The sequence below is a fragment of the Flagellimonas iocasae genome (assembly GCF_042682725.1).
GTDB classification, from domain to species: Bacteria; Bacteroidota; Bacteroidia; order Flavobacteriales; family Flavobacteriaceae; genus Flagellimonas; species Flagellimonas iocasae.
Genome location: NZ_JBHUHU010000003.1, coordinates 497,515 through 520,705 on the forward strand (window position 1 = coordinate 497,515; position 23,191 = coordinate 520,705).

Annotated in this window: 18 protein-coding genes; 15 read left to right on the forward strand and 3 right to left on the reverse strand. The window is 42.4% G+C overall.

The genetic code is table 11. The features are described 5' to 3' along the window. Positions 1-66: 66 nt before the first annotated feature. The 14 genes from ACFSJE_RS09520 to ACFSJE_RS09585 all read left to right on the forward strand — a co-directional run bounded on the left by ACFSJE_RS09520 (position 67) and on the right by ACFSJE_RS09585 (position 17,895). Positions 67-1,650 carry a SulP family inorganic anion transporter gene (locus ACFSJE_RS09520; protein WP_379830757.1) on the forward strand — a complete coding sequence of 528 codons (1,584 nt, stop codon included), beginning with the start codon at positions 67-69 and terminating at the stop codon, positions 1,648-1,650. Between the two features lie 9 nt (positions 1,651-1,659). Then, entirely contained in the window at positions 1,660-2,286 is a 627-nt protein-coding gene (locus ACFSJE_RS09525; RefSeq protein ID WP_379830758.1) for a carbonic anhydrase family protein, read from the forward strand. A 103-nt stretch (positions 2,287-2,389) separates the two neighbouring features. Beyond that, positions 2,390-4,243, forward strand: coding sequence for a SulP family inorganic anion transporter (locus tag ACFSJE_RS09530; protein WP_379830759.1), 1,854 nt, complete (start codon positions 2,390-2,392; stop codon positions 4,241-4,243). A 20-nt stretch (positions 4,244-4,263) separates the two neighbouring features. Continuing rightward, positions 4,264-4,956 (forward strand): hypothetical protein, encoded by a 693-nt coding sequence (locus tag ACFSJE_RS09535; RefSeq protein ID WP_379830760.1) that lies wholly within the window; start codon positions 4,264-4,266, stop codon positions 4,954-4,956. Next, positions 4,949-5,968 (forward strand): phenylalanine--tRNA ligase subunit alpha, encoded by a 1,020-nt coding sequence (gene pheS, locus ACFSJE_RS09540; RefSeq protein WP_379830761.1) that lies wholly within the window; start codon positions 4,949-4,951, stop codon positions 5,966-5,968. The genes ACFSJE_RS09535 and pheS overlap by 8 nt, the downstream gene beginning before the upstream one ends. A 126-nt stretch (positions 5,969-6,094) precedes the next feature. Beyond that, positions 6,095-6,568: a GbsR/MarR family transcriptional regulator gene (locus ACFSJE_RS09545; RefSeq protein ID WP_379830762.1), complete on the forward strand. Its 474-nt coding sequence runs from the start codon at positions 6,095-6,097 to the stop codon at positions 6,566-6,568. Positions 6,569-6,632: 64 nt separating this feature from the next. Then, positions 6,633-7,706: an efflux RND transporter periplasmic adaptor subunit gene (locus ACFSJE_RS09550; protein ID WP_379830763.1), complete on the forward strand. Its 1,074-nt coding sequence runs from the start codon at positions 6,633-6,635 to the stop codon at positions 7,704-7,706. Between the two features lie 33 nt (positions 7,707-7,739). After that, positions 7,740-10,886 carry an efflux RND transporter permease subunit gene (locus tag ACFSJE_RS09555; protein ID WP_379830764.1) on the forward strand — a complete coding sequence of 1,049 codons (3,147 nt, stop codon included), beginning with the start codon at positions 7,740-7,742 and terminating at the stop codon, positions 10,884-10,886. 31 nt (positions 10,887-10,917) lie between these two features. After that, entirely contained in the window at positions 10,918-12,318 is a 1,401-nt protein-coding gene (locus ACFSJE_RS09560) for an efflux transporter outer membrane subunit (protein WP_379830765.1), read from the forward strand. A 14-nt stretch (positions 12,319-12,332) separates the two neighbouring features. After that, the gene (locus tag ACFSJE_RS09565) at positions 12,333-12,938 is read left to right on the forward strand and encodes a TetR/AcrR family transcriptional regulator (protein WP_379830766.1); all 606 of its coding nucleotides are present in this window, start codon (positions 12,333-12,335) and stop codon (positions 12,936-12,938) included. Positions 12,939-13,098: 160 nt separating this feature from the next. Then, entirely contained in the window at positions 13,099-14,292 is a 1,194-nt protein-coding gene (locus ACFSJE_RS09570) for a pyridoxal phosphate-dependent aminotransferase (RefSeq protein ID WP_379830767.1), read from the forward strand. A gap of 4 nt (positions 14,293-14,296) precedes the next feature. Beyond that, entirely contained in the window at positions 14,297-15,430 is a 1,134-nt protein-coding gene (locus ACFSJE_RS09575; RefSeq protein WP_379830768.1) for an AEC family transporter, read from the forward strand. A 62-nt stretch (positions 15,431-15,492) separates the two neighbouring features. Next, positions 15,493-16,788 (forward strand): Zn-dependent hydrolase, encoded by a 1,296-nt coding sequence (locus ACFSJE_RS09580; RefSeq protein ID WP_379830769.1) that lies wholly within the window; start codon positions 15,493-15,495, stop codon positions 16,786-16,788. Positions 16,789-16,800: 12 nt separating this feature from the next. Next, complete coding sequence (locus ACFSJE_RS09585; RefSeq protein WP_379830770.1) at positions 16,801-17,895, forward strand: serine hydrolase domain-containing protein; 1,095 nt, start codon at positions 16,801-16,803, stop codon at positions 17,893-17,895. 3 nt (positions 17,896-17,898) lie between these two features. On the opposite strand, the gene ACFSJE_RS09590 is transcribed toward ACFSJE_RS09585, so the two are convergent. Next, positions 17,899-18,567 (reverse strand): lysoplasmalogenase, encoded by a 669-nt coding sequence (locus ACFSJE_RS09590; RefSeq protein ID WP_379830771.1) that lies wholly within the window; start codon positions 18,565-18,567, stop codon positions 17,899-17,901. Further along, positions 18,561-19,034 carry a CYTH domain-containing protein gene (locus ACFSJE_RS09595; protein ID WP_379830772.1) on the reverse strand — a complete coding sequence of 158 codons (474 nt, stop codon included), beginning with the start codon at positions 19,032-19,034 and terminating at the stop codon, positions 18,561-18,563. Before ACFSJE_RS09595 ends, ACFSJE_RS09590 begins: the two co-directional genes overlap by 7 nt. 27 nt (positions 19,035-19,061) lie before the next feature. Here ACFSJE_RS09595 and dinB point away from each other — a divergent pair, with 27 nt between their 5' ends. Further along, positions 19,062-20,162 (forward strand): DNA polymerase IV, encoded by a 1,101-nt coding sequence (dinB, locus tag ACFSJE_RS09600; protein WP_379830773.1) that lies wholly within the window; start codon positions 19,062-19,064, stop codon positions 20,160-20,162. A 53-nt stretch (positions 20,163-20,215) separates the two neighbouring features. Here dinB and ACFSJE_RS09605 read toward each other — a convergent pair whose 3' ends face one another. After that, positions 20,216-22,996: a M16 family metallopeptidase gene (locus ACFSJE_RS09605; protein ID WP_379830774.1), complete on the reverse strand. Its 2,781-nt coding sequence runs from the start codon at positions 22,994-22,996 to the stop codon at positions 20,216-20,218. Between the last annotated feature and the right edge of the window lie 195 nt (positions 22,997-23,191).

The window sequence follows — 23,191 nt, forward strand, 5'->3', positions numbered from 1 at the left end:
CTTTCCAATCAATTTCTAACCGTCTTCAAACCATCTTAAACTTGAAGGCACAACTAACTAATTATTATGTTCAAGTATATTAAAAATGACTTGCCCGCCAGTATAGTGGTTTTTTTTGTGGCACTCCCCTTATGTTTGGGTATTGCCCTTGCCAGTGGCGCTCCTCTTTTTTCTGGGCTAATTGCCGGTATTATCGGGGGAATTGTGGTGGGCTCACTCAGTGGTTCCCAAATTGGGGTAAGCGGACCGGCCGCAGGACTCGCTGCCATTGTATTGACTGCAATCGGCACCTTGGGTGGCTATCAAAATTTCTTGGTGGCCGTGGTTTTGGGAGGAATCATCCAGATTGTCTTCGGCTTATTGAAAGCTGGGGTAATCGCCTATTACTTTCCATCATCAGTGATCAAAGGAATGCTTACCGGTATCGGAATCATCATCATTTTAAAGCAAATTCCGCACTTTTTTGGATACGATGCCGACCCCGAAGGGGATTGGGCGTTCTTTCAGGTCGATGGCGAAAACACCTTCAGCGAAATACTGAACACCGTCAACTTCATCAGCCCTGGGGCCACCTTGATTGCGATAGTTGCTTTGGCCATCCTTATTTTGTGGGACAAAGTCCTGAGCAAAAAGTCTAAAATATTTCAACTCGTTCAAGGTCCATTGGTGGCCGTGGTGGTTGGAATTGTTTATTTTACCGCTACCCAAGACAATCCTTCTTGGGCCATTTCAAAAGCACATTTGGTAAGCGTTCCAGTTCCTGATAGCTTAGAGTCTTTCTTAGGTTTTTTCAGTTTCCCTAATTTCTCTGCCATTTCCAATGGAGAAGTGTGGGTCACCGCCTTTACCATTGCTTTAGTGGCCAGTTTGGAAACCTTATTGTGTGTTGAGGCTACCGACAAATTAGATCCCCATAAAAGAATAACACCCACCAACCGCGAATTGCTCGCCCAAGGAATAGGGAACAGTCTTGCTGGTCTGATAGGTGGTTTGCCTGTAACCCAGGTAATCGTCCGTAGTTCAGCCAATATTCAGTCTGGGGGTAGAACAAAGGCCTCTGCCATTATCCATGGATTTTTTCTGTTGGCCTCGGTTATTTTAATTCCTAAGTTGCTCAATATGATTCCGCTATCCGTTTTGGCGGCTATTTTATTTGTTGTAGGGTACAAACTGGCAAAGCCAAGTCTGTTCAAGACTATGTATGAATCTGGCTGGAAACAATTTGTTCCATTTGTTGTAACTGTTGTGGGTATTGTGCTTACCGATTTATTGGTGGGTATAGGTTTAGGTTTGGGTGTCGGAATTGTGGTCATCCTCATTAAAAGCTACCAGAACTCACACTTTCTTCATATTGAGGATAAAAGCAACGGGGTCCATAAAATAAAAATGACGCTTGCCGAAGAAGTAACCTTCATCAACAAAGGAGCCATCTTAAAGGAGCTAGATCGACTTCCCGAAAATTCATACCTTGAATTAGATGTTAGGAAAACCCGATATTTGGACAATGATATTGTAGAGATATTGGAAGATTTTTCAAGCAAGGCCAAAACCAGAAATATTGACATAAAGCTGGTCTCGGAAAGAGGGGTTGTAGAAAACCCACCGAGTTATATTGAATTTTTTAATCTAAGACCGAAAAAATCGGCATAAAATAGTGATATGAAAGCACACACCAAAGAAACACAAGCTACAATGACACCTGCAAAGGCACTCCAGTTTTTACAGGAGGGCAATGAGCGTTTTCAACAAAATTTGAAGGCGAACAGAAATCTATTGGAGCAAGTAAATGACACCAAGGATGGACAATTCCCATTTGCAACAATTTTAAGTTGTATAGACTCCAGAGTATCGGCAGAGCTTGTTTTTGACCAAGGACTGGGCGATATTTTCAGTATCAGGATTGCTGGAAATTTTATAAACGAGGATATCTTGGGCAGTATGGAATTCGCCTGTAAATTGGCGGGCACCAGGGCCTTAGTGGTCCTTGGGCACACGAGCTGTGGCGCAGTAAAGGGCGCATGTGATCATGCACGCTTGGGTAACCTGACCGCACTCATCAATAAAATTGAGCCTGCCGTAGAGGCCGTGGTTGAACCCAAGGATGAGAGGTTAAGAAACTCTCAAAATTTGGATTTTGTGGATTCAGTGGCCGTAAAAAATGTAGAAATGGCAATTGCCAACATTAGAAAACAAAGTGAAGTTTTAAAAGAACTGGAAGATAACGGGGAAATTGCCATTGTTGGTGCTATGTACGACATTTCAGATGGCAAAGTGACATTTTTATAACGTACATTTTACCAATTTATGAAAAGACCGATGATGTCAATATCATCGGTCTTTTTGTATGGTAAATTGATTATCTTCAAACTGAACAACCACAACCCAACCAATGTTCAGACATCTAAAAGGAGATTTATTCGGCGGTATTACCGCTGGTATTGTTGCTTTACCCCTGGCCCTTGCTTTTGGGGTAAGTTCCGGATTGGGCCCCAGCGCCGGACTGTACGGTGCAATTTTTATCAGTTTTTTTGCTGCACTTTTTGGTGGAACAGACACTCAAATTTCCGGCCCCACTGCTCCAATGACCGCTGTGAGTATGGTAGTGATTGCAAGTCTGGTGGCCATAAATGATGGTGATGTCAATGAGGCCCTTCCAGCCATACTTACTGTTTTTCTGATCGCTGGGATAATTCAAATAGGTCTTGGTCTTATTGGTCTGGGAAAATATATAAAATACATCCCTTACCCTGTGGTGTCCGGTTTTATGACTGCCATTGGTGTCATCATTCTGGTAACCCAACTTCTTCCCGCTGTTGGTTATTACCCCAAGGAAGATGCTAATTACGTGGGGCAGTTTATGCCTCAGGCCGAAGAAGTGATTTTGGAGAATATCCTTAAAGAAGAAGCAGGTGAAGGTATTTTGGTGTTGGAAAATTTTGAGGAGACCATAAGAAGAGCCGAACATATTACCTCCGCAGATATGAAAAAAGAGGCGGGAATTTTGGCTACCAAAAACGCATCTGGGGTAGTTGGTACTTTTAGAGTGTTACCTCGCGCCCTAAAAAACATTAATTGGTTGGAACTGGCGCTGACATTGGTTACCATTCTCATCATCTACGGTTTTAAGCGAATCACCAAAGTGATTCCAAGTACTCTGGCGGCATTAGTTGTCGTTTCAGGAGCGGCTTATGGAATAGGACTTAATTACCGTCCAATTGAACGAATCCCTAGCGGATTGCCCATTCCCAATCTGGAAATATTTACCGGATTCAACCTGAATACCATAACACCTTATATATTTACGGCACTTACGTTGGCATTGCTGGGAGCGATAGATTCTTTGCTCACTTCGGTAGTAGCGGACAATATGACCCAGACCAAGCACAAACCTAATAAAGAACTGGTGGGGCAGGGCATTGGAAACAGTATTGCCGCCATTTTTGGAGGTATTCCTGGGGCTGGAGCAACCATTAGAACTGTGGTCAACATAAATTCAGGAGGAAAAACCCGACTTTCTGGAATGGTGGCAGGGGTTCTTCTTCTTATTGTACTGTTGGCCCTTGGACCCATTGCATCCCAAATTCCGGCAGCGGTCTTGGCCGGTATTTTGGTAACAGTTGGAATCGGGGTTATGGATTACAGAGGTTTAAAAGCCATCCCACACCTTCCAAAGGATATTAAAGTAGGACCGTTGAAACTAAGTTCGGAAGTCATCATCATGCTGGTGGTCATGGTACTTTCATCCATTTGGAACTTGGTGTATGCCGTAGGAATCGGTTTGGTGATTGCATCTTTGATGTTCATGAAAAAAATTGGTGATATTACAGCACAAAGGTCCAATGTAAAACCCTTGCGCGAAGAAGCATGGGCAGATGAAAAAAACATTCCAAAAAGAATCGCGGAGGAGGTTTTCATAAAGCATATCAAGGGGCCACTGTTCTTTGGTTCCACCAATGAGTTTCAACAATTGGCCTCCCAAATTCCAAATAACGCCTCCACTGTGGTCATTCGAATGGGAAGAATGCAGTATATGGACCAGTCTGGTCTTTATGCGATGGAAGATGTGCTTCAGGACCTAAAGCGAAAAGACATTCTGGTGCTCCTCGTAAATATTTTGGAACAACCCAAATATATGATGGAACGTATAGATATTATCCCAGAGCTTATCCCCCATGAGCACATTTTTAAAAACTTTAAATCCTGTATGGCCTGGATAGGCGATAACCTTAAAACAGAAGAATAGCCATCAAACAGCTTATCTACATGCCATTTTTAAAATTTCCTAACGATTCTGGACCTATATATCTGGAAACGGTTCAAGGTAGGCTTCCAGTAGAACCTTTCAACACCTTCAGTAATCTCATATTTTTAGCATTAATTGTTTATTGGGGAGTTAAAGTTTATAAAAATCCTCGCCAGCATCTTTTCTTGGCATGGGTACTTCCCATTATTGGAATAAGCTACATTGGAGGAACGGTGTACCATGCCACGCGAAGCCATGAATTCTGGCTCAAGTTGGACTGGATGCCCATCATGCTCTTATGCGCGGCCCTTGTCATCTACTTCATCTTTAAACTGGTTCAGCCGTGGTGGCAAAGAATGCTCTTGGTGATTGTATTACTGGGCACATCATTTTTGCTCCGTATTCTTCCCATTCCCAGTGGTTGGAGAATCTCATTGGGCTATGTAATCACAGCAGTCACTATTCTATTTCCATTGGTCTGGTATCTGATTAGAACCCAGGGCAGAAACATTGGTTTGGTCATTCTGGCCTTTGTTATCTTTGGCGTTGCCATTTTCTTTAGGAGCATTGATCTAACACAATCCTATTTCCCTATGGGAACCCACTGGTTATGGCATTTTTTCGGTGGTATTGCAGTACATTGTCTAATTGCCTACATATTCGAGGACAATTTGCTAAATTTGTCCGCCAATACAGCCATCAAACATGATTGAGACCATAAAGGAACATTTGGCTGAAGTGGAGAAATTCACCTCGACCTCTAAAGATGAAATTGAAGCTTTCCGAATCAAGTATTTGGGAAAAAAGGGGCTTTTGAACGACTTTTTTGCGGAATTCAAAAACGTACCCAATGAAGAAAAGAAAGAGTTCGGACAGGTAATCAATCAGTTGAAAAATGCCGCGACCGAAAAGGTGAACACACTCAAGACCGAACTTGAGAATCAAACAGAGGTGAAAGGAAAGTATGGCGACCTTACCCGTCCCGGTGAGCCCATTGCCTTGGGTGCCCGGCATCCTATTTCCATCGTTAAAAATCAAATCATCGATATTTTCTCAAGAATCGGGTTCAATGTTTCAGAAGGACCTGAAATTGAGGATGATTGGCATAATTTTACGGCATTGAACCTGCCGGAATACCATCCTGCCCGTGATATGCAGGATACGTTTTTCATTCAGACGAACCCAGATATCTTACTTCGTACGCATACCTCATCCGTGCAGGTGCGCTATATGGAAAGTAACAAACCACCCATCCGTACCATTTCTCCTGGAAGAGTGTACAGAAATGAAGCAATTTCCGCCCGTTCGCATTGCTTTTTCCATCAGGTGGAAGGGCTTTATGTGGACAAGAATGTGTCTTTCGCCGATTTAAAACAGACCTTGCAATATTTCACTTCGGAAATGTTTGGGAAGTCAAAAATTAGATTGCGTCCCTCTTATTTCCCATTTACAGAACCCAGTGCCGAAGTTGATGTGTATTGGGGATTGGAAACAGAAACCGACTACCGTATGACCAAAGGAACCGGCTGGTTGGAAATTATGGGCTGTGGCATGGTGGACCCCAACGTACTGAAAAACTGCGGAATAGACCCTGATGTTTATTCTGGTTTTGCTTTTGGTATGGGGATAGACCGTATTGCTTTGCTACTACACCAGATTTCGGACATTCGATTATTGAGCGAGAATGACGTTCGCTTTTTGGAGCAGTTCAAAAGCGCTTTATAACCCTTTTACCCCTCTTAATTTTTGCTTGTTAACATCCGTTGGATACTTTTAACAGAACTTTAAGTTCGTTTAGTTTGGTAACTTCCGAACCAACACTAATTTTGCGCTCTTAAAATTCGGTTTTCTATGGAAAAGAGCAAAGAAGAGTTGATAGAGACCTTGGGGCTCCACCTTGAGGTTGAAAACAATCTACCGCCTCTCGCGGCCAGAATCTATGCCATTTTAATCTTAACAAATGAGGACGGCCTCACCTTTGATGACTGCTTGGAAAAAAGAGGGGCCAGCAAAAGCTCCGTTTCTACTTCGTTGAACCTATTGTTGAAAATGGAAATCATCTCCTATTTCACCAAACCAGGAGACCGCAGACGGTATTTTACGCTTACCGAACGTAAAGCATTTTTTCTCTCAAAATTGGAAGAAAGCCTCAAACGAATTGAAAAAGAAAAACAAATCTTCGAACTGGTCCAGAATTATTTTAAGGTCAACAATCCAAAAAAATACGAGGAGAGCAAAGCCAAAACCAGTGTATATCTGAATTACATCACAAAGCATGAATCACTGTTGAAAGAGCATGTCAAAGAGTATCAAGAACATCTGTAAGAACAACTACAAAAATTTCAAAACCATTCATTAACCCAACAACCCAAATATAGTTAGCACCAACATGAAAACAATTAAGACAACTATAGCAATATCAACTGTACTTTTACTGCTTTCTTGTGGAAACAAGACACAGCAGCAAGCCAGTGCACCCCCTCCACCCGCTTTAAAAGTAATGGAGCTTAAAAAACAGGACATTACGGTATACAACACTTACGCCACCACCCTACAAGGAAGACAAAATGTGGAAATATGGCCTAAAGTGTCCGGTTTTGTGCAGAACATTTATGTGGAAGAAGGACAGAAGGTGAAAAAAGGTCAGTTACTTTTTAAACTGGAAACTCAAACCCTTACACAAGACGCCAACGCAGCAAAATCAGCCGTAAATGTTGCCCAAGTTGAAGTTGACAAATTGGTTCCCCTTGTTGAAAAAGGAATCATTAGTAATGTACAATTGGAAACCGCTAAAGCCAGATTGCAACAGGCCAAGAGTAGTTACGAAAGTATTTCGGCCAACATTGGATATTCCAACATTGTAAGCCCAGTAGACGGATACATTGGTGAAATCCCATACAAGGAAGGTGCTTTGGTGAGTGCCACTATGGCCCAGCCATTGACCATGGTTTCCGATATCAGTCAAGTACGTGCCTATTTTTCCATGAACGAGAAAGAGCTCCTTGAAATGAAAAAGCAAATGGTTTTGGAGAATGGCACCGTCTCTTCGGATGCATCCCCAGAAGTTGAATTAATCATGATCAATGGTGAAGCCTATCCGCAGAAAGGCAAAATTGCCATGGTCAACAATCTCATCAATGGTACTACCGGAAGTGTGACGTTGCGAGCAGATTTTGAAAATCCGAACACCTTGTTGACCTCTGGAAGTACAGGAAAAATTAAGATTCCATCAACCTTTGAAGGTGTTTGGGTGATTCCACAATTTGCCACAGTTGACCTTCAAGGCACCAAGATGGTCTATGTGCTGAAAGACGGGGATTCCGTGACCACCAAGCCATTGAGCATTGTGGCGCAAACAGATACGGATTTTATCGTGGCCGAAGGTTTTGACCAAGGAACCACTATTGTCTCCGAAGGAGTTTCAAAGCTTAGGGATGGACAGACCATCAGTCCAATCCAATAAAAAAATTACAGCCAACATTTTAGATAAAACTATATGTTTCAAAAATTTATAGATCGTCCCGTACTTTCTACTGTGATATCTGTTATCATAGTGATTCTAGGTATTTTGGGGCTTACCGCTTTACCTGTAGAACAATATCCTGAGATTGCACCTCCAACGGTGCAGGTTACAGCGAATTATACGGGTGCCAACGCCGAAACCGTACTAAACAGTGTTGTAATTCCGCTGGAAGAGCAAATCAATGGTGTGGAAGGTATGACCTATATGACCTCATCCGCAAGTAATGATGGTACGGCCAACATCAGTGTCTTTTTTGAGCTTGGGGTAGACCCCGACATTGCGGCCGTAAACGTTCAAAACCGTGTGGCCCGGGCCAACAGTTTGTTGCCTCAAGAAGTTATCCAGACTGGTGTAACCACCCAAAAAGCGCAGAACAGTGCCCTTTTGTTCTTCTCCCTCTTCAGTGAGAACGAGAATTACGGTGCCACCTTTGTGGAAAACTATGCCAAAATCAACTTGGTTCCCAAACTCCAGCGAATCAAAGGTGTTGGTAACGTGAACGTGTTCGGTTCAAAAGACTATTCCATGCGTATATGGATCTCTCCCGATAAAATGGCAGCCTACAATCTAGTACCGGCAGATATTCAGGCTGCCCTTAGGGAGCAGAACCGCGAAGCGGCAACAGGTAAAATCGGGGAAAACGCCGATGGTATCTTTGAATATGTAATGAAATACAAAGGGCGTCTGTCCGAAGTAAATGAATACGAAAACATCATTCTAAAAACTACCGATGATGGTGGGTTTCTTCGACTCAAAGATGTTGCCGACATTGAACTCGGAGCATTAAGTTATGTGAGAAAGAACTCCGGTATGGGTAACCCAGGTGTTGCCGTTGGGGTATACCAAACCTCTGGTTCCAATGCAAAGGAAATCATTGACGAGATAGAAACAATCTTGGTGGAGAGCAAGGCCGAATTCCCTAAAGGGATGGACTACGTTATTCCTTTCAACACCAAAGACTTTTTGGATGCCTCCATTGATCACGTAGTACAAACCCTGATTGAGGCATTTATCTTGGTGTTCATTGTGGTATTCCTGTTCCTTCAAGATTTTAGGTCGACATTGATTCCTGCCATTGCCGTGCCCGTAGCCATTGTGGGAACCTTTTTCTTCCTGCAACTGTTTGGATATTCCATCAACATGTTGACCCTTTTTGCCATGATCTTGGCGATTGGTATTGTGGTGGATGATGCCATTGTTGTGGTCGAGGCTGTTCACGCCAAGTTGGAGGAAGGTGCCGATTCAGCAAAAACCGCCACCAAAAAAGCCATGGGTGAAATTTCCGGAGCCATTATCTCCATCACCTTGGTAATGTCTGCGGTATTTATTCCAGTATCCTTTATTCAGGGGTCCTCTGGGGTGTTTTACCAGCAATTTGGTATTACGCTGGCGGTCGCCATTTTAATTTCGGCCGTCAACGCATTAACGCTGAGCCCTGCCTTGGCAGCATTGTTCCTGAAACCACACAACCCTGATAAAAACCATAAATCCGGGTTGTTGCAACGCTTTTTCAAGGCCTTTAACGTTGGTTTTATGGCGATAACCAACAAATACACCAACACTGTTGGGACATTGGTAAAACGAAAATGGATTACCGTGGCACTACTGATAGGATTCAGTGCTTTGGCCATCTTCCTATTCAGGTCTACTCCCGCAGGTTTCGTACCCGATGAAGACCGGGGAATCATTTTCGCCAACGTGAGCATGCCTCCTGGAACAACCATCGAAAAAACGGAGGAAACCATCATGAAATTGGATTCCATTTACGCGTCCATGGATATCATTGATGCACGGATGAGTGTTGCCGGATTTAGCTTGCTGAACCGTGTGAGTGCCGGTTCGTATGCGTTTTCCATCATGAAGTTGAAACACTGGAATGAGCGAAAAGCGGACTCATTGTCCGTAAGTGCAACTATTCAACGTTTGTTTGCAATGTCTGCACAATTCAAGGATGCACAGATCATCTATTTTACCCCTCCGAGTATCCAAGGTTTTGGTACCAGTTCGGGTTTTGAAGTGCAATTACAAAGTAAAACAGGGGACAGTTGGCTTAATATCAATGATGTGAAAAATCAGTTTTTGGGTGCACTCAATGCCCGTCCAGAGATACAATATGCCATTTCCCAGTTTGACCCAGGTTTCCCTCAGTACAATCTGGATATTGATATAGAAAAGGTTAAAATGGCCGGATTCTCCGCTACCGATATTTTCAACGCACTTCAGGGCTATTATGGTGGTCTTTATACAACAGACTTTAATAAGTTCGGAAAGCAATACCGCGTAATGATTCAGGCCAAACCTGAAGATCGGGCCAACGAACAATCACTGGATCACATTTTTGTAAGGAACAATAACGATGAATCTGTTGCGGTGAGTCAGTTTGTATCCCTGAAAAAGATTTATGGTCCAGAGGTGGTACAGCGTTTTAATCTCTTGAGTTCTGTAAACATCACGGGGGTTCCCAATCCGGGATACAGTACCGGTGATGCCATTACCGCAATTGAAGAAGTGGCGGCACAGGTTTTGCCAAACACCTATACTTATGATTATTCCGGCTTAACGCGGGAAGAAAGCAATTCAGGCTCCCAGACCATCATCATTTTTATGCTGAGTTTGGTGTTTGTCTATTTCCTTCTGAGCGCACAGTATGAAAGTTATATTCTACCGCTCTCCATCATACTTTCGTTGCCAGTGGGTATTGCAGGAGCCATTCTTTTCATTAATCTGTTTGGATTGCAGAACAACATCTATTTCCAGATTGCATTGATCATGCTGATTGGACTCTTGGCCAAAAATGCCATTCTGATCGTGGAATTTGCCCTGCAGCGAAGACGAGCCGGATTATCGCTCTTCGAGTCTGCTGCGGATGGTGCCCGGGCTAGGCTACGACCTATCTTGATGACCTCTTTTGCCTTCATTTTTGGTTTGTTGCCTTTGGCCATTTCGTCTGGAATTGGAGCCATCGGAAACCAATCCATTGGATTGAGTGCTGTTGGAGGTATGCTTATCGGAACCATTTTTGGAGTCTTTGTAATACCCGTACTGTTCGTGGTGTTCCAAGCTCTTCAAGAGCGCATTTCAGGAAAGCCAGTAATAACCAATGAAGAAAGCAATGCCTAATCATTCATTGACCAAACAACGTAGATTACCCATGAAAATAACATCCACATATAAATTCATTTTGCTGCTTTCAGCACCGCTGTTATTGCAGTCCTGCTTTGTGGCCAAAGACTATTCTCGGCCCCAAGTGGAAACAGAAACCTTGTACCGCACGGACAATCTCCCCCAAGACAGTGTCTCCATGGCCGAGGTTTCTTGGCGCGACCTGTTCAATGACGAACAATTGAAATCCTACATTGAGCAAGGTCTGGAGAATAACTTGGACATTCGCATCGCTCTTCAGAGCGTTACTGCCGCAGAAGCCTATTTGAAACAGGGAAAGGCAGGATACTATCCTACCCTTACCGGAAGAACAAGTTTTACCCGGACCAAAAACTCAAGAAACAGTCAATTTGGTAGCTTTTTTACCAGTGCTTTGGAGCAGTACGAGCTTTCCGGGTCACTTTCTTGGGAGGCCGATATTTGGGGGAAAATCAGAAGTACAAAACGTGCTGCTGGGGCTTCTTACCTGCAAAGTGTGGCTGCCCATCAAGCTGTAAAAACGGATTTGGTGGCCGCAATTGCCAATACCTATTATCAGTTGATGGCTTTAGACAAGCAACGGAAAATAGCAGAGCAAACCTTGGAATCAAGAAAAAGTAGCTTGGAAACTACAGTTGCCCTTAAAGATGCAGGTCAGGTGACTGAGGTTGCCGTAAAACAAACCGAAGCACAAGTGCACACCACTGAAATCATCCTCATCGATTTGGAAAATAACATCAAATTGCTGGAAAATGCATTTTGTATTCTGTTGAGTGAACCACCACATGAAGTGCAGCGAGGGTCATTGGAAAATCAAACAATTGCAACTGATTTACAAACTGGCGTTCCCTATCTACTGCTGGCAAACCGCCCAGATGTGATGCAGGCCGAATACGGATTGATCAATGCCTTTGAGCTCACCAATGTGGCCCAAAGCAACCTATATCCTTCCTTGAGCCTTACCGCTTCAGGTGGATTCCAAAGTTTAGAGTTTGATAATTGGTTGGATGCCAGCTCCCTCTTTTCCCAATTGGTGGGTTCACTGGCCCAGCCAATTTTCAACGGAAGAAGACTGCGTACACAAATGGAAGTGGCCAAAGCCCAACAGGAACAAGCACTCTTGTCGTACAAGAAAACCTTGCTGACTGCGGGTAGGGAAGTTTCGGATGCTTTGTACACCTATGACGCGGAAACCCAGAAACTGGAAGCTCGTTCCAAAGAATTGGAGGCCTATTCAACCGCCGAGGATTATTCAGAGGAATTGTTGAACAATGGTTTGGCCAATTATTTGGAGGTCCTTACAGCAAGACAAAATGCCCTTAATTCTGAATTGAGTTTTGTGGATTCCCAATACGGTCAGTTGAATGCCATGGTGGAATTGTATCGTGCCCTAGGTGGCGGATGGAGATAAACAGCGACTAAAACGTGGATGCCAAAGAAGATTTACTGGCCTGTGCCATCACCAATTTCACCAAGTTTGGAAGCAAGCGCTTTTCCATGGATGAATTGGCACACAGCATCGGTATTTCCAAGAAAACCATCTACAAATACTTTGATAGTAAGGAAGAATTGGTTTCTGAAAGTCTTCAGTATTTGTTGAAAAACGTCCGCGACAACGTTGATACCTATATAAAAGAAAATCCTAACGAAAATCAGCCTTTACAGACCATCGTCTTTATTTATAAACTGGCGTTGACCAATTTGCAGGTAATAAGTCCCTCCTTCTTTTTCGGACTTAATAAATACTACCCAAATGCGGCCAAGGTCTATGCTGATTTTCGTTCGGAAATGGTTTGGCATGTGGTGTTTCCCATATTGGAGAAAGCCCAAAAAATGCAGCAGATTAGGCCTGGTGTCAATGTAAAACTCATGTGCAAGCTTTTTCTATCCCGCATGGAGGATACCGTTTACGCCAACAACAATCTTTTTGAAGAATACAGCATTCAAGAACTTCTGGATCACATCATTATTAACAGTTTACGCGGAATTATGACCGTGGAATATCTGCAAAACTGCAATTTGGAAAAATAGCTTTTCTTCATGTTTTTTGGCCCATCGCTTAAGTTTTTAGAAAAATAGAGTCGCTATTTTTGATTTTTTTGAATTTAAGAGGTTGATTTTTATGTTTTTAGTATTGGATTTAGCGTTGTAATCGCTTAATTTTAAGAACACTACTAAATTATCAACTATCATGGGAACAACTAACATCAACAGGCGGGATTGGCTACGTAAAAGTATGCTCACCGCAGGTGGGGCAATGGCCTTGCCATACTTCGGTTTAGCCGAAACTCCAAGAGTACCTTTGCAATTGGACAAAAAAGGAAATGCGGTATACAGCCCATTTTTCAAAGAATTTTTACCGAAGCCAGATTCCATGTTTCCAGATTTGGCAGCTAAGCTGAACGCCAATGAAAACCCGTATGGACCTTCTCCCATGGCTTTGGAGGCATTCAAGAATGCCGCTCCCGGAGGAAACCGATATGCGTGGAAGGAATTGTTCCAACTCGTTGATAAAATCGCCGACTTTGAAGGCGTGGAAAGTAAAAACATTATGATGGGCCCTGGCTCATCAGACCTGTTGGAAAAAACCGCCATGGTTTTGTTCATGGGCGGTGGAAACGTAGTTTCCGCAGATCCTGCTTACATGTCCCTCATTCGGGTTGCTGAATCTGTGGGTGCTACTTGGAAGCCTGTTCCCCTAAAAGATGATTGGTCCCACGACCTTGAGGCTATGGAAGCTGCTGTGGATGCAGACACAAAATTGGTTTATATCTGTAACCCCAACAATCCAACAGGAACCATGACAGACCATCAAGAATTGGTGGATTTCTGTTCAAGGGTTTCAGAAAAAGTACCTGTTTTTGTGGATGAAGCCTATTTATGGTTCCTGGATGAAGGCGCCAAAAAGAGTATGGTTTCCTTGGTCAATGAAGGAAAGGATGTCATCATTGCCCGAACTTTTTCAAAAATTCACGGTATGGCCGGTCTTCGTGTTGGATATATCGTAGCACAAGAATCCACCTTGGCAAAACTTGAAAATATAACCCGTGGCGGTATGGGGATTTCCTATCCATCCGTATATGCCGCAATGGCCGCAATGGATGATGCCGAGTTCATCGACAAGTCCCGTGCCTTGAATGCCGAATGCAGGGAATATGTCTATCAAAGTCTAGATCAGATGGGCTTTTCCTATGTGCCCTCACATACTAGTTTCTTAATTTTCCCTATTGAAATGGATGGAAATGCCTTCTTGGACAAAATGACCCAATTAAAAGTTGGGGTTCGTGCCTTTGAGTTTATGGACAAAACATGGTGCCGGGTAAGTATGGGAACAATGGACGAAATGAAATTGTTCACCGCAGCCATCAATAAGGTATTGGTATAGCACAATGGATATCAGCCTACAAAAAACCATTGTTTTTCTATTTTTTATCTTCATTGGAGTTCTACTTAAAGTAAAGTTCAAATCCAAGGAAGAAATTTCCGGCATTAAAAAAATCATCCTTAACCTTGCCTTGCCGGCTACTATCTTTATTGCCCTTTTGGGCATTAAAGTGGAATTGCATTTGCTTGTTTTACCCCTTCTCGCCCTTGGGCTCAACCTACTCTTGTTTTTGGCCATGCCCCTAGTTTTACCCCTCATGGGTATTGGTAAAAGCACTCCTGAGTATAGAACCGCCAAGCTATTGATTCCCTCATTGGCCCCCGGATTGTCCTGTTTTCCTTTCGTGCTGGAATTTTTAGGTGAAGAGTATTTGGCCAAAGCCGCCATGGCCGATTTAGGCAATAAAGTTTTTGTACTTTTTTTCCTTTATTTGGTTGCCATGAATTGGCATTATGCCCTTCAATCCAATCGAAACAAAAAGGATGGCACACAACTAAAACCGATGCTAAAAGCCATGTTTTCTGAACCGGTGAACATCTTCATCGGCGTGGCACTGCTCTTGATTGCTTTTGGAATTACCATGGATTCCTTACCCTTCTTTTTAAGCGAAACCTTGGAAAAATTGAGTCTCATCATGACTCCATTGGTTTTGTTGTTCATTGGGTTGGCCGTCAAAATAAAAAGGAAACAGTTTTTTCAGATTTTCTCGTTGCTGAGTGTTAGGGTAGGATTGGTTTTATTGATTTCTGGCATTTTTGTGATGATTTCGGGGATACAGGCCCAAAACGAAATTTTGCTGACCATGGCTTTCGGATTGAGTGCTTGTAGTTTTTGGCCCTATGCCCACATCGCTGCGGTAGATAGTCTAGAAATCGAAAACAAGCCCAAGAAAAAAACCTTCAATAATGATTTTGGTATCGCCATCTTGGCGCTTTCTTTTCCGCTTTCCACCATTCTCATTTTAGGGGTACTCAACAGTGGTACTTTTTTCAATTCGGCCAATACCATTTTATTGGTCGCCGGGTTATTATTGGCGATAGGCTTGGTGGTTCCGCTCTTTAACGGACTAACTTTTAAATGGAGTCAGCTCAAATTTGTAAGCCCTAAGCTGGAAAGACCTGCTGCGGAGAATGCTTGAGTATTTCGGTGATTCTCACCGCAAATGATTACCTTTCAGAAGGATACACTAAACTTAAAGTCATGCTTATTCGACTCGTTTCGCTCTTCGCCCTATTGCTTTCAACCTCACTCATTGCACAGAAAAAAGAAATCAAAGTGGACCAAGACCGACTGGAAAAGCGAATTTTTGACCTCGCCGATTTCGGAAAACAGGAAAACGGGGAAACGGAACGAGTTGCATTTAGTGATGCTGATATTGCAGCCCGGAATTGGGTGGTTCAGACCATGAAAGATTTTGAAATGGATGTCACCATTGATATGGCTGGAAACATCATCGGAAAACGAAAAGGCACGGACGCTACCAAAAAGCCCATCTCTTTTGGATCACACATTGACCGTGTTCCGCACGGTGGAAATTATGATGGCTGTGTGGGCTCCATGGCGGCTTTGGAAGTAATCGCAACACTCAACGATCATAAAATCAAGACCAAACACCCTTTGGAGGTGATTATTTTTCCCAATGAAGAAGGTGGGGTCATGGGCAGTAGGGCCATGTCTGGGAACCTGACAACAGCCGCATTTGAGGTGGTCAACTCAACGGGATATTCTATGGGTGAAGGAATTATGCGTTTGGGAGGAGATACCACAAAAATTAAAGAAGCTGTTCGAAAAAATGGGAGCATGGCTGCCTTTGTGGAACTCCACATTGAGCAAGGAGGCGTATTGGAAAAAGAAAATCTAGAAATTGGTGTTGTTTCAGGTATTGTAGGATTGAAATGGTGGGATGTGACTTTTACCGGGTTTGCCAACCACGCTGGTACTACACCTATGAATGCTAGACAAGATGCCCTCTTGGCCGCAGCGAAATTCATTATTGCCGTCAATGAGGTCACCAACAGTTTTGAAGGTGCCCAAGTAGGAACCGTAGGTCGAATTAAGGCAGAACCGGGGGCACCCAATGTGATTCCAGGGAAGGTGGTGACCAGCTTGGAAATCCGTGATTTGTCATCAGAGATGATTGAAAAAGTCTTTCAAGGTATCAAGGCAAAAGCCCAAGAAATTGCTGAAGCTTCAAATGTTACCATCGAGTTTCATCCTTTGGACACTACAGCCGAACCGGCCCTCACCGACCCATTGGTCTACAATGAGATTGAAAATACTACTAAGGCTTTAGGGTTAACGTATAAATTTATGCCGAGTGGAGCAGGGCATGATGCGCAAGATATGGCTCGCATTGCCCCAACAGGAATGATCTTTGTTCCGAGCAAGGGAGGTATAAGTCATTCACCAAAGGAATTTACCTCTGCAAAAGACATGGCCAACGGTGCCAATGTGTTGTTGAACACTATTTTGGCTTTGGATAAAAAGTTGGATTGATAATCCTTTCTAATGAAAAAATTGTGTGCCATATTAATTCCTCTTATTCTAACAGGTCAACTAGTTTATCCTCAAACCGAATCAGAAAAAAGACAGACCATATTCTCCTATTTAAATGGACTCGCCTATCCAGAATTTTCAGGAGTGATTCTATTGGCACAAAGGGATAGTGTGTGTTTTAAAAAGGCCTATGGCTACGCAGTTATAGAAGATAATGTTGAAAATAACTTCAATACACTTTTTAATACCGCTTCCATCACAAAAACAATGACTGCGGTTGCTACTTTACAATTAGTGGATAAGGGGCTTTTGGATTTAGATATTCCTATTGGTAGATATTTGCCAAAATATCCAAACCAAACCGTTCAAGATTCTGTAACAGCACATCACCTACTGACACATACTTCTGGGTTAAACAATTTTTTAGTTGATGATTTTAAAACAATGGGTAAATTAAAATTAAAGACAACCAAAGACTATTTACCGTTATTTTCAAGTGAATCCCTTTTATTCTCGCCTGGAACCCAATATTCATATAGCGCTGCTGGCTATATAGTTCTTGGGCTTTTAATTGAAGAAATTACGGGGAAAGACTTCCATAAATACATGAATGAAAATGTCTTCAAGCCAGCTGAAATGTATAATACATTTGCTCTACCCATAGATTCTATTATCAAAAATAAAGCTAGTGGCTATACCAGTTATTTTGGAGAAATCAATCACCTTTCCAAAAACGATTCGTTTCTTAGCAAAGCCAATCCAGCAGGATTCTACTATACAACTGCAGAGAATCTTCTAAAATTTTTCAATACTCTTAAAAAATACCAATTAATTTCCAAGGACTTAACCTCCAAAATGATGTCCCCATTAGTAAAAGGATACTACACAAATTATGGCTATGGAATCTCAGTGGACAAAAGGTTCGATCAAACTATTGTAGGACATACTGGAGGATGGTACGGGGTGCAATGTGAATTAATGTATTTTGAAGATGATGAAATCACAGCTGTTATTCTATCCAATATTGATACTGAGGAAGGAAAGGGTATGAATAGGGTTTCAAATTTCATCAAACATGTATTGGCAAATAAACCCATGATGAATTAAGGTTTATTTATCATTGAATTCTATTTTGAAAGTTGCATTCGCCAAGAGCGCAATACTAAGCCAATACGTTGCCAAAATAAGAACACTGGCATAGTTGAAAGGTGCTTTGAATTTATTAATGGCCAGCAAAGTATCTGAAAGCATAAAAAATAGTACCGCCAATGCAATCCATGCGTATGCTCTTCCCTTGTCCCTTACATACATCCCAATTCCCTGCCACGCCATCGAAGTTATCACTAAAACATAGACAAGAACGGGTATCATAAAATCACCTAAATCCGGCTTTAACCAAAAGAAAGTGGCTCCTCCAATTCCGTAAAGTAACACAAAGGAAAGCCAATGGAACCGAAATCCTTTATGCTGGATAAATGCCACAATAAAGAGGAGGTGTGCTAGCAAAAAAGCGACCAATCCAAAGACAAAATAGGCTGGATTAAGCAAAAGAATATCTCCCAAAAGACAGAATCCAAAAGCAATCACCATGATCAATTTAAACTTTGAATGCCCAGTTTTTGATGTGAAAAACAAAAGCGAAACAATTAGAATGGTGGTCAAAGGCTTAAAAAGCAGGTAAAGATCATGTCCTACAAAATCCAAATAAATGGCGATACAGGCTAAGACCACACTCAATAAATTGATTCCCTTTTGCCCTATTTTGGGTTGCCCTACCATTGTGTAAACGGGTTTTTACTGAGTTGGGAATTGTAATATTCGGGCTGCCCTGTCACTTCTTCACCCAGCCATTTGGGCCGTTCAAAAACCTCATCTTCATGGTTAAGTTCCACTTCGGCAATCACCAAACCTTTGTTTTCACCCAAAAACTCATCCACCTCAAATAATTTGTTGCCCAAAGGAACTTCAAACCGGACTTTTTCCAAAATCACATCTTTGCACAGGTCGATTAAATTGGTGGCCTCTGTCAAACTGATTTCCGTTTCCCATTCAAATCGGGTTGTACCGGTTGCATTACTGGGTCCTTTAATCGTCAAAAATCCCTTGTCTCCTTTGATTCGAACGCGAACCGTCCGTTCAGGATCAGTGTTCAAAAAACCTTGTGCTATGCGTACTTGCGATGTGGCTTCCTGTTTGTAAACATCGGACACCACTAAAAATTTTCGCTCTATTTCCAAGTGTTCCATCAAACTAAATATACCCTAAATTTGAGTATGGATTTGGATTTTCCCTTAAGAAAAATCATTCATGTGGACATGGACGCCTTTTATGCTTCCGTGGAACAACATGACAACCCTGAGTTGAAGGGAAAGCCTATTGCCGTAGGTGGAGGGTCCAAGCGAGGCGTGGTATCAGCTGCAAGCTACGAAGCCCGAAAGTTTGGGGTAAAAAGTGCCATGTCTGGCTATATGGCGCAGCGAAATTGCCCAGATTTGATTTTTGTAAAACCCCGCTTTGATCGCTACAAGGAAGTCTCCTATCAGATACGAAGTATCTTTTTTGAGTATACTGATTTGGTGGAACCACTTTCTTTGGATGAGGCCTATTTGGATGTGACAGAGAACAAAAAGGGGAACCCATCCGCCACTTTGATTGCCAAGGAAATCCGTCAAAAAATTTTGGAGAAAACTGGATTGACCGCATCCGCGGGGATTTCCATCAATAAGTTCATTGCCAAAGTAGCGAGCGATTTTAACAAACCCAACGGACAAAAAACCGTAAACCCGGAGGAAGTCATCCAATTTTTGGAAGATTTGGATATTCGAAAATTCTACGGTGTGGGTAAGGTCACTGCAGAAAAGATGTACCGTTTGGGCATTTTTACGGGAAAAGACCTCAAGCAAAAGTCTCTTGAGTTTTTGGATGAACACTTTGGAAAAAGTGGCAAATACTATTATTATGTGGTTCGGGGTATCCATCATAGTACCGTAAAGCCACATCGCATTCCAAAATCGGTTGGAGCTGAGCGTACTTTTTTTGAAAATTTGAGTAGTGAAATCTTCATGCTGGAAAAACTGGAGAATATTGCCAATGAACTAGAACGCAGGCTTCAAAAATCCAAAATTGCGGGCAAGACCATCACCTTAAAAATTAAGTATAGTGATTTTACGCTTCAAACCCGCAGCAAGACGCTTCCCTATTACATTGCCAACAAAGATTTGATTCTGGAAACGGCCAAGGAGTTGTTGTATCAATCGGAGTTACAGAACTCAGTGCGACTGCTCGGTATTTCATTGGCCAATCTAAACACAGAAAAGAAAAAGGAAGAACCTGAAAAAGAGTCGGTGTCCGTTCAGCTAAAATTTGATTTTTAAAAACTCCCATCTTCTTAAAAACAAAAAGCCTCCCGGTTGGGAGGCTCTGTTTTCTAATTCTTCATGTCTGCGTTCTTGGTTTCAACTGCAGGTTTTATAGGATTGCCGTCCGCATCAATTTCAATGATGTTATCAAACCCGAGTTCATCCAGTTTTGTGATGATCTCCGCTCTATCACCCACCATAAACCAGTTGACTTCCTCTGGCTTTACCACTTGGTTGCTCACCTTCTTAATATCATCCAAAGAAAGCCCTCGCACATTCTGATCATATTTTTGGTAATAATCATCGGGTAAATCATATCTGATCAGGTTCCTAACCGAACCATTGACGGAACCATTGGTTTCCCACTGACCTGGGAGCCTCAACACTTGATTTGTCTTTACTTTTTCAAGTTCTTCCATTGTTGCAGGTCTGGTTGAAGTAAACTCCGATATCTCTTTACGTATTTCAGTAACGGATTCTGCTGTTTTATCGGTTTGTACTGGAGCATAAACTATAAAAGGACGCTCCTCCTTGGAGCCAATCACAAAACCTCCTGCACCATAGGACCAGTGTTTGTCTTCCCTCAGATTCATATTGATTCTGGATGTGAAATCACCCCCAAGAATACTTACCATTTGCTCCAAAGCGATTTCGGAAACATCCCCATATTTTTCGGTCAAATGTCCGGCAATGATCACTGATTGCTGTGATTCGGGCCTATTCATCAGATAAAGGGTGTTCTTGGAATTTGTTTTTGGTTCGCCGAACGTAATTTTTGGTACATCGACCCGCTTCCATTTACCCAGAGTTTTTTCCAATTTGGGTTTTAACTCGCTCATCGAGACATCTCCGGTAACAATTATGGTAGCATTGTTTGGCTTGAACCAAGTCTCATAAAAGTTAACCACATCGGCCCTTGTCAATTTAGAAACCGAATCCTCATATCCAGTTCCCGTGTATGGACTGCTATAAGGGTGGTCCTCGCCATAGAGATATTGGTTCATGACCCGCAAGGCCATGGTTACTGGCTGCGACTTTTCTTGTTTTATGTCATTTATTTGTTCACTTTGTAAACGTTCAAATTCCTTTTCCGGGAATATGGGATTAAGGACCACGTCCAAAAAGAGGTCTAAGCTTGCATCCAAACTTTGCTTTAACGTGGACATTTGTACATTGGATTGATCTTGGTTTGAAAACGTGTTCAACGATGCCCCCAGTAACTGTAGTTGTTCGTTGATTTCCAATGCAGTTTTATCCTTAGTTCCTTCATCCATCAAATTCATGGCCAACCTAGCGGTACCTGGGCTGGCCAAGTAATCAGTTTTGTAACCGGCATCAGCAACTAGATTGATTATCACAGTTGGAACCCCTGTGCGCTGGGCCAAAACCACATTGAGTCCGTTGGATAATTGGGTACGCTGCAACTCCGGAAACTTTGAACTTTTCTGTGGCCCCAATTCGGGTAGCGTGCTTCTATCAACGGTTGACTCTTCAACGCTGTATTCTGGAAATGGATTACACACCAAAACGTGTTTTCCTTTGGAAAGCCATTTGGCGGCGGTTTTACGCAAATCCTCAGCAGTGGCCTCTTCCACATATTTCAAGGTTGTTTTGTAGTGTGATGCATCTCCGTGATAGGTTTGATTGGAAGCTAAAATATCTGAAACGCCTCCAAAGCCACCTATCCGTTCAAGACCCATAATAAAATTGGCAAAATAACTGGCTTTAACTCTTTTAAGTTCGTCTTCTGTGGGACCTTCTTTAATAAATCTCTCGATTTCCGCCTCGAGCTCCTTTTCCAATTTCGCAGGGTCTTCACCTGGTTTAACATTCAAATAGGTTATAAATCGACTTGCAATTTCGCTTGATGCCTGAAAAGAGACCGCCGCACTGGCAGATTGATCTTGATATATGAATTTTTGATACAGTCGCGAATTTTTTCCACTGGTCAATATAGCGGAAATCAAATCAAAGTGAACGTCTTCCCTTTCTCCATAAGGAGGTGTGTTCCAAGCAAAAAGAACCCTGGTCTCAGGAACACGATCTTGATATTCTTGACGAGAGTCATACATTTTATTGGGAATGTTGACCTCTTGGCGTTCCACGGTTGGTCCCGAAGGAATATCCCCAAAATATTTAATGACTTTCTGATGGACTTCTTCCGCATCAATATCACCGGCAACCGCAACAACAGCATTAGCTGCACCATAATACGACTTGAACCACTCTTGAACATCTTCCAACGAAGCGGCGTTCAAGTCTTCCATCTCCCCAATTACCGTCCACGAGTAGGGATGCCCCTTTGGGTACATGGCTTTGGTTAAATAGTCCCATTGCATACCATAAGGTTGGTTTTCGCCTTGTCGTTTTTCATTTTGTACTACTCCGCGTTGTTCGTCCAATCTTTCCTGGTCAATTGCACCTAACAGATGTCCCATTCGGTCAGATTCCAAAAAAAGCACCTGATCCAAGGCTGAAACCGGGACATTTTGGAAGTAGTTGGTCCTATCCGTATTGGTGGTGCCATTAAGGTCTGTTGCTCCAATGCTTTCCAATGCCTGGAAATAATCGGTGTTGTAGTTTTCACTACCATTGAACATCAAATGCTCAAAGAGATGGGCAAAACCACTTTTCCCTGGTTTCTCATTTTTAGATCCCACGTGGTACCACACATTCACCGCAGCAATCGGTGCTTTATGGTCTTCATGGACCAAAAGGGTAAGACCATTTTTTAGCGTGAATTTTTTGTAAGCGATGTTAATATCATCTGCTTTAAACTGAAAGCCCTGTCCGTAGATCAAAGGGTTGCACAAAAGCCCTAGAACAAGGGCAACGAGTAATTTTCTCATTTGATTGTATTTTTTGATTGATAAAATTGATTCCCACAATATAGGAAATTGTTTGCAATCTAAACTGTTTTAAACAGTTAGGGTTGGAATGATACACATACAATTTTGAATACATATGGCAAATTGGTTCTTGTCAGAATAGGTTTACAGTTAGTCAAATTTTGATTATTGGGCTGTCTCATATAGTGCCAGTAC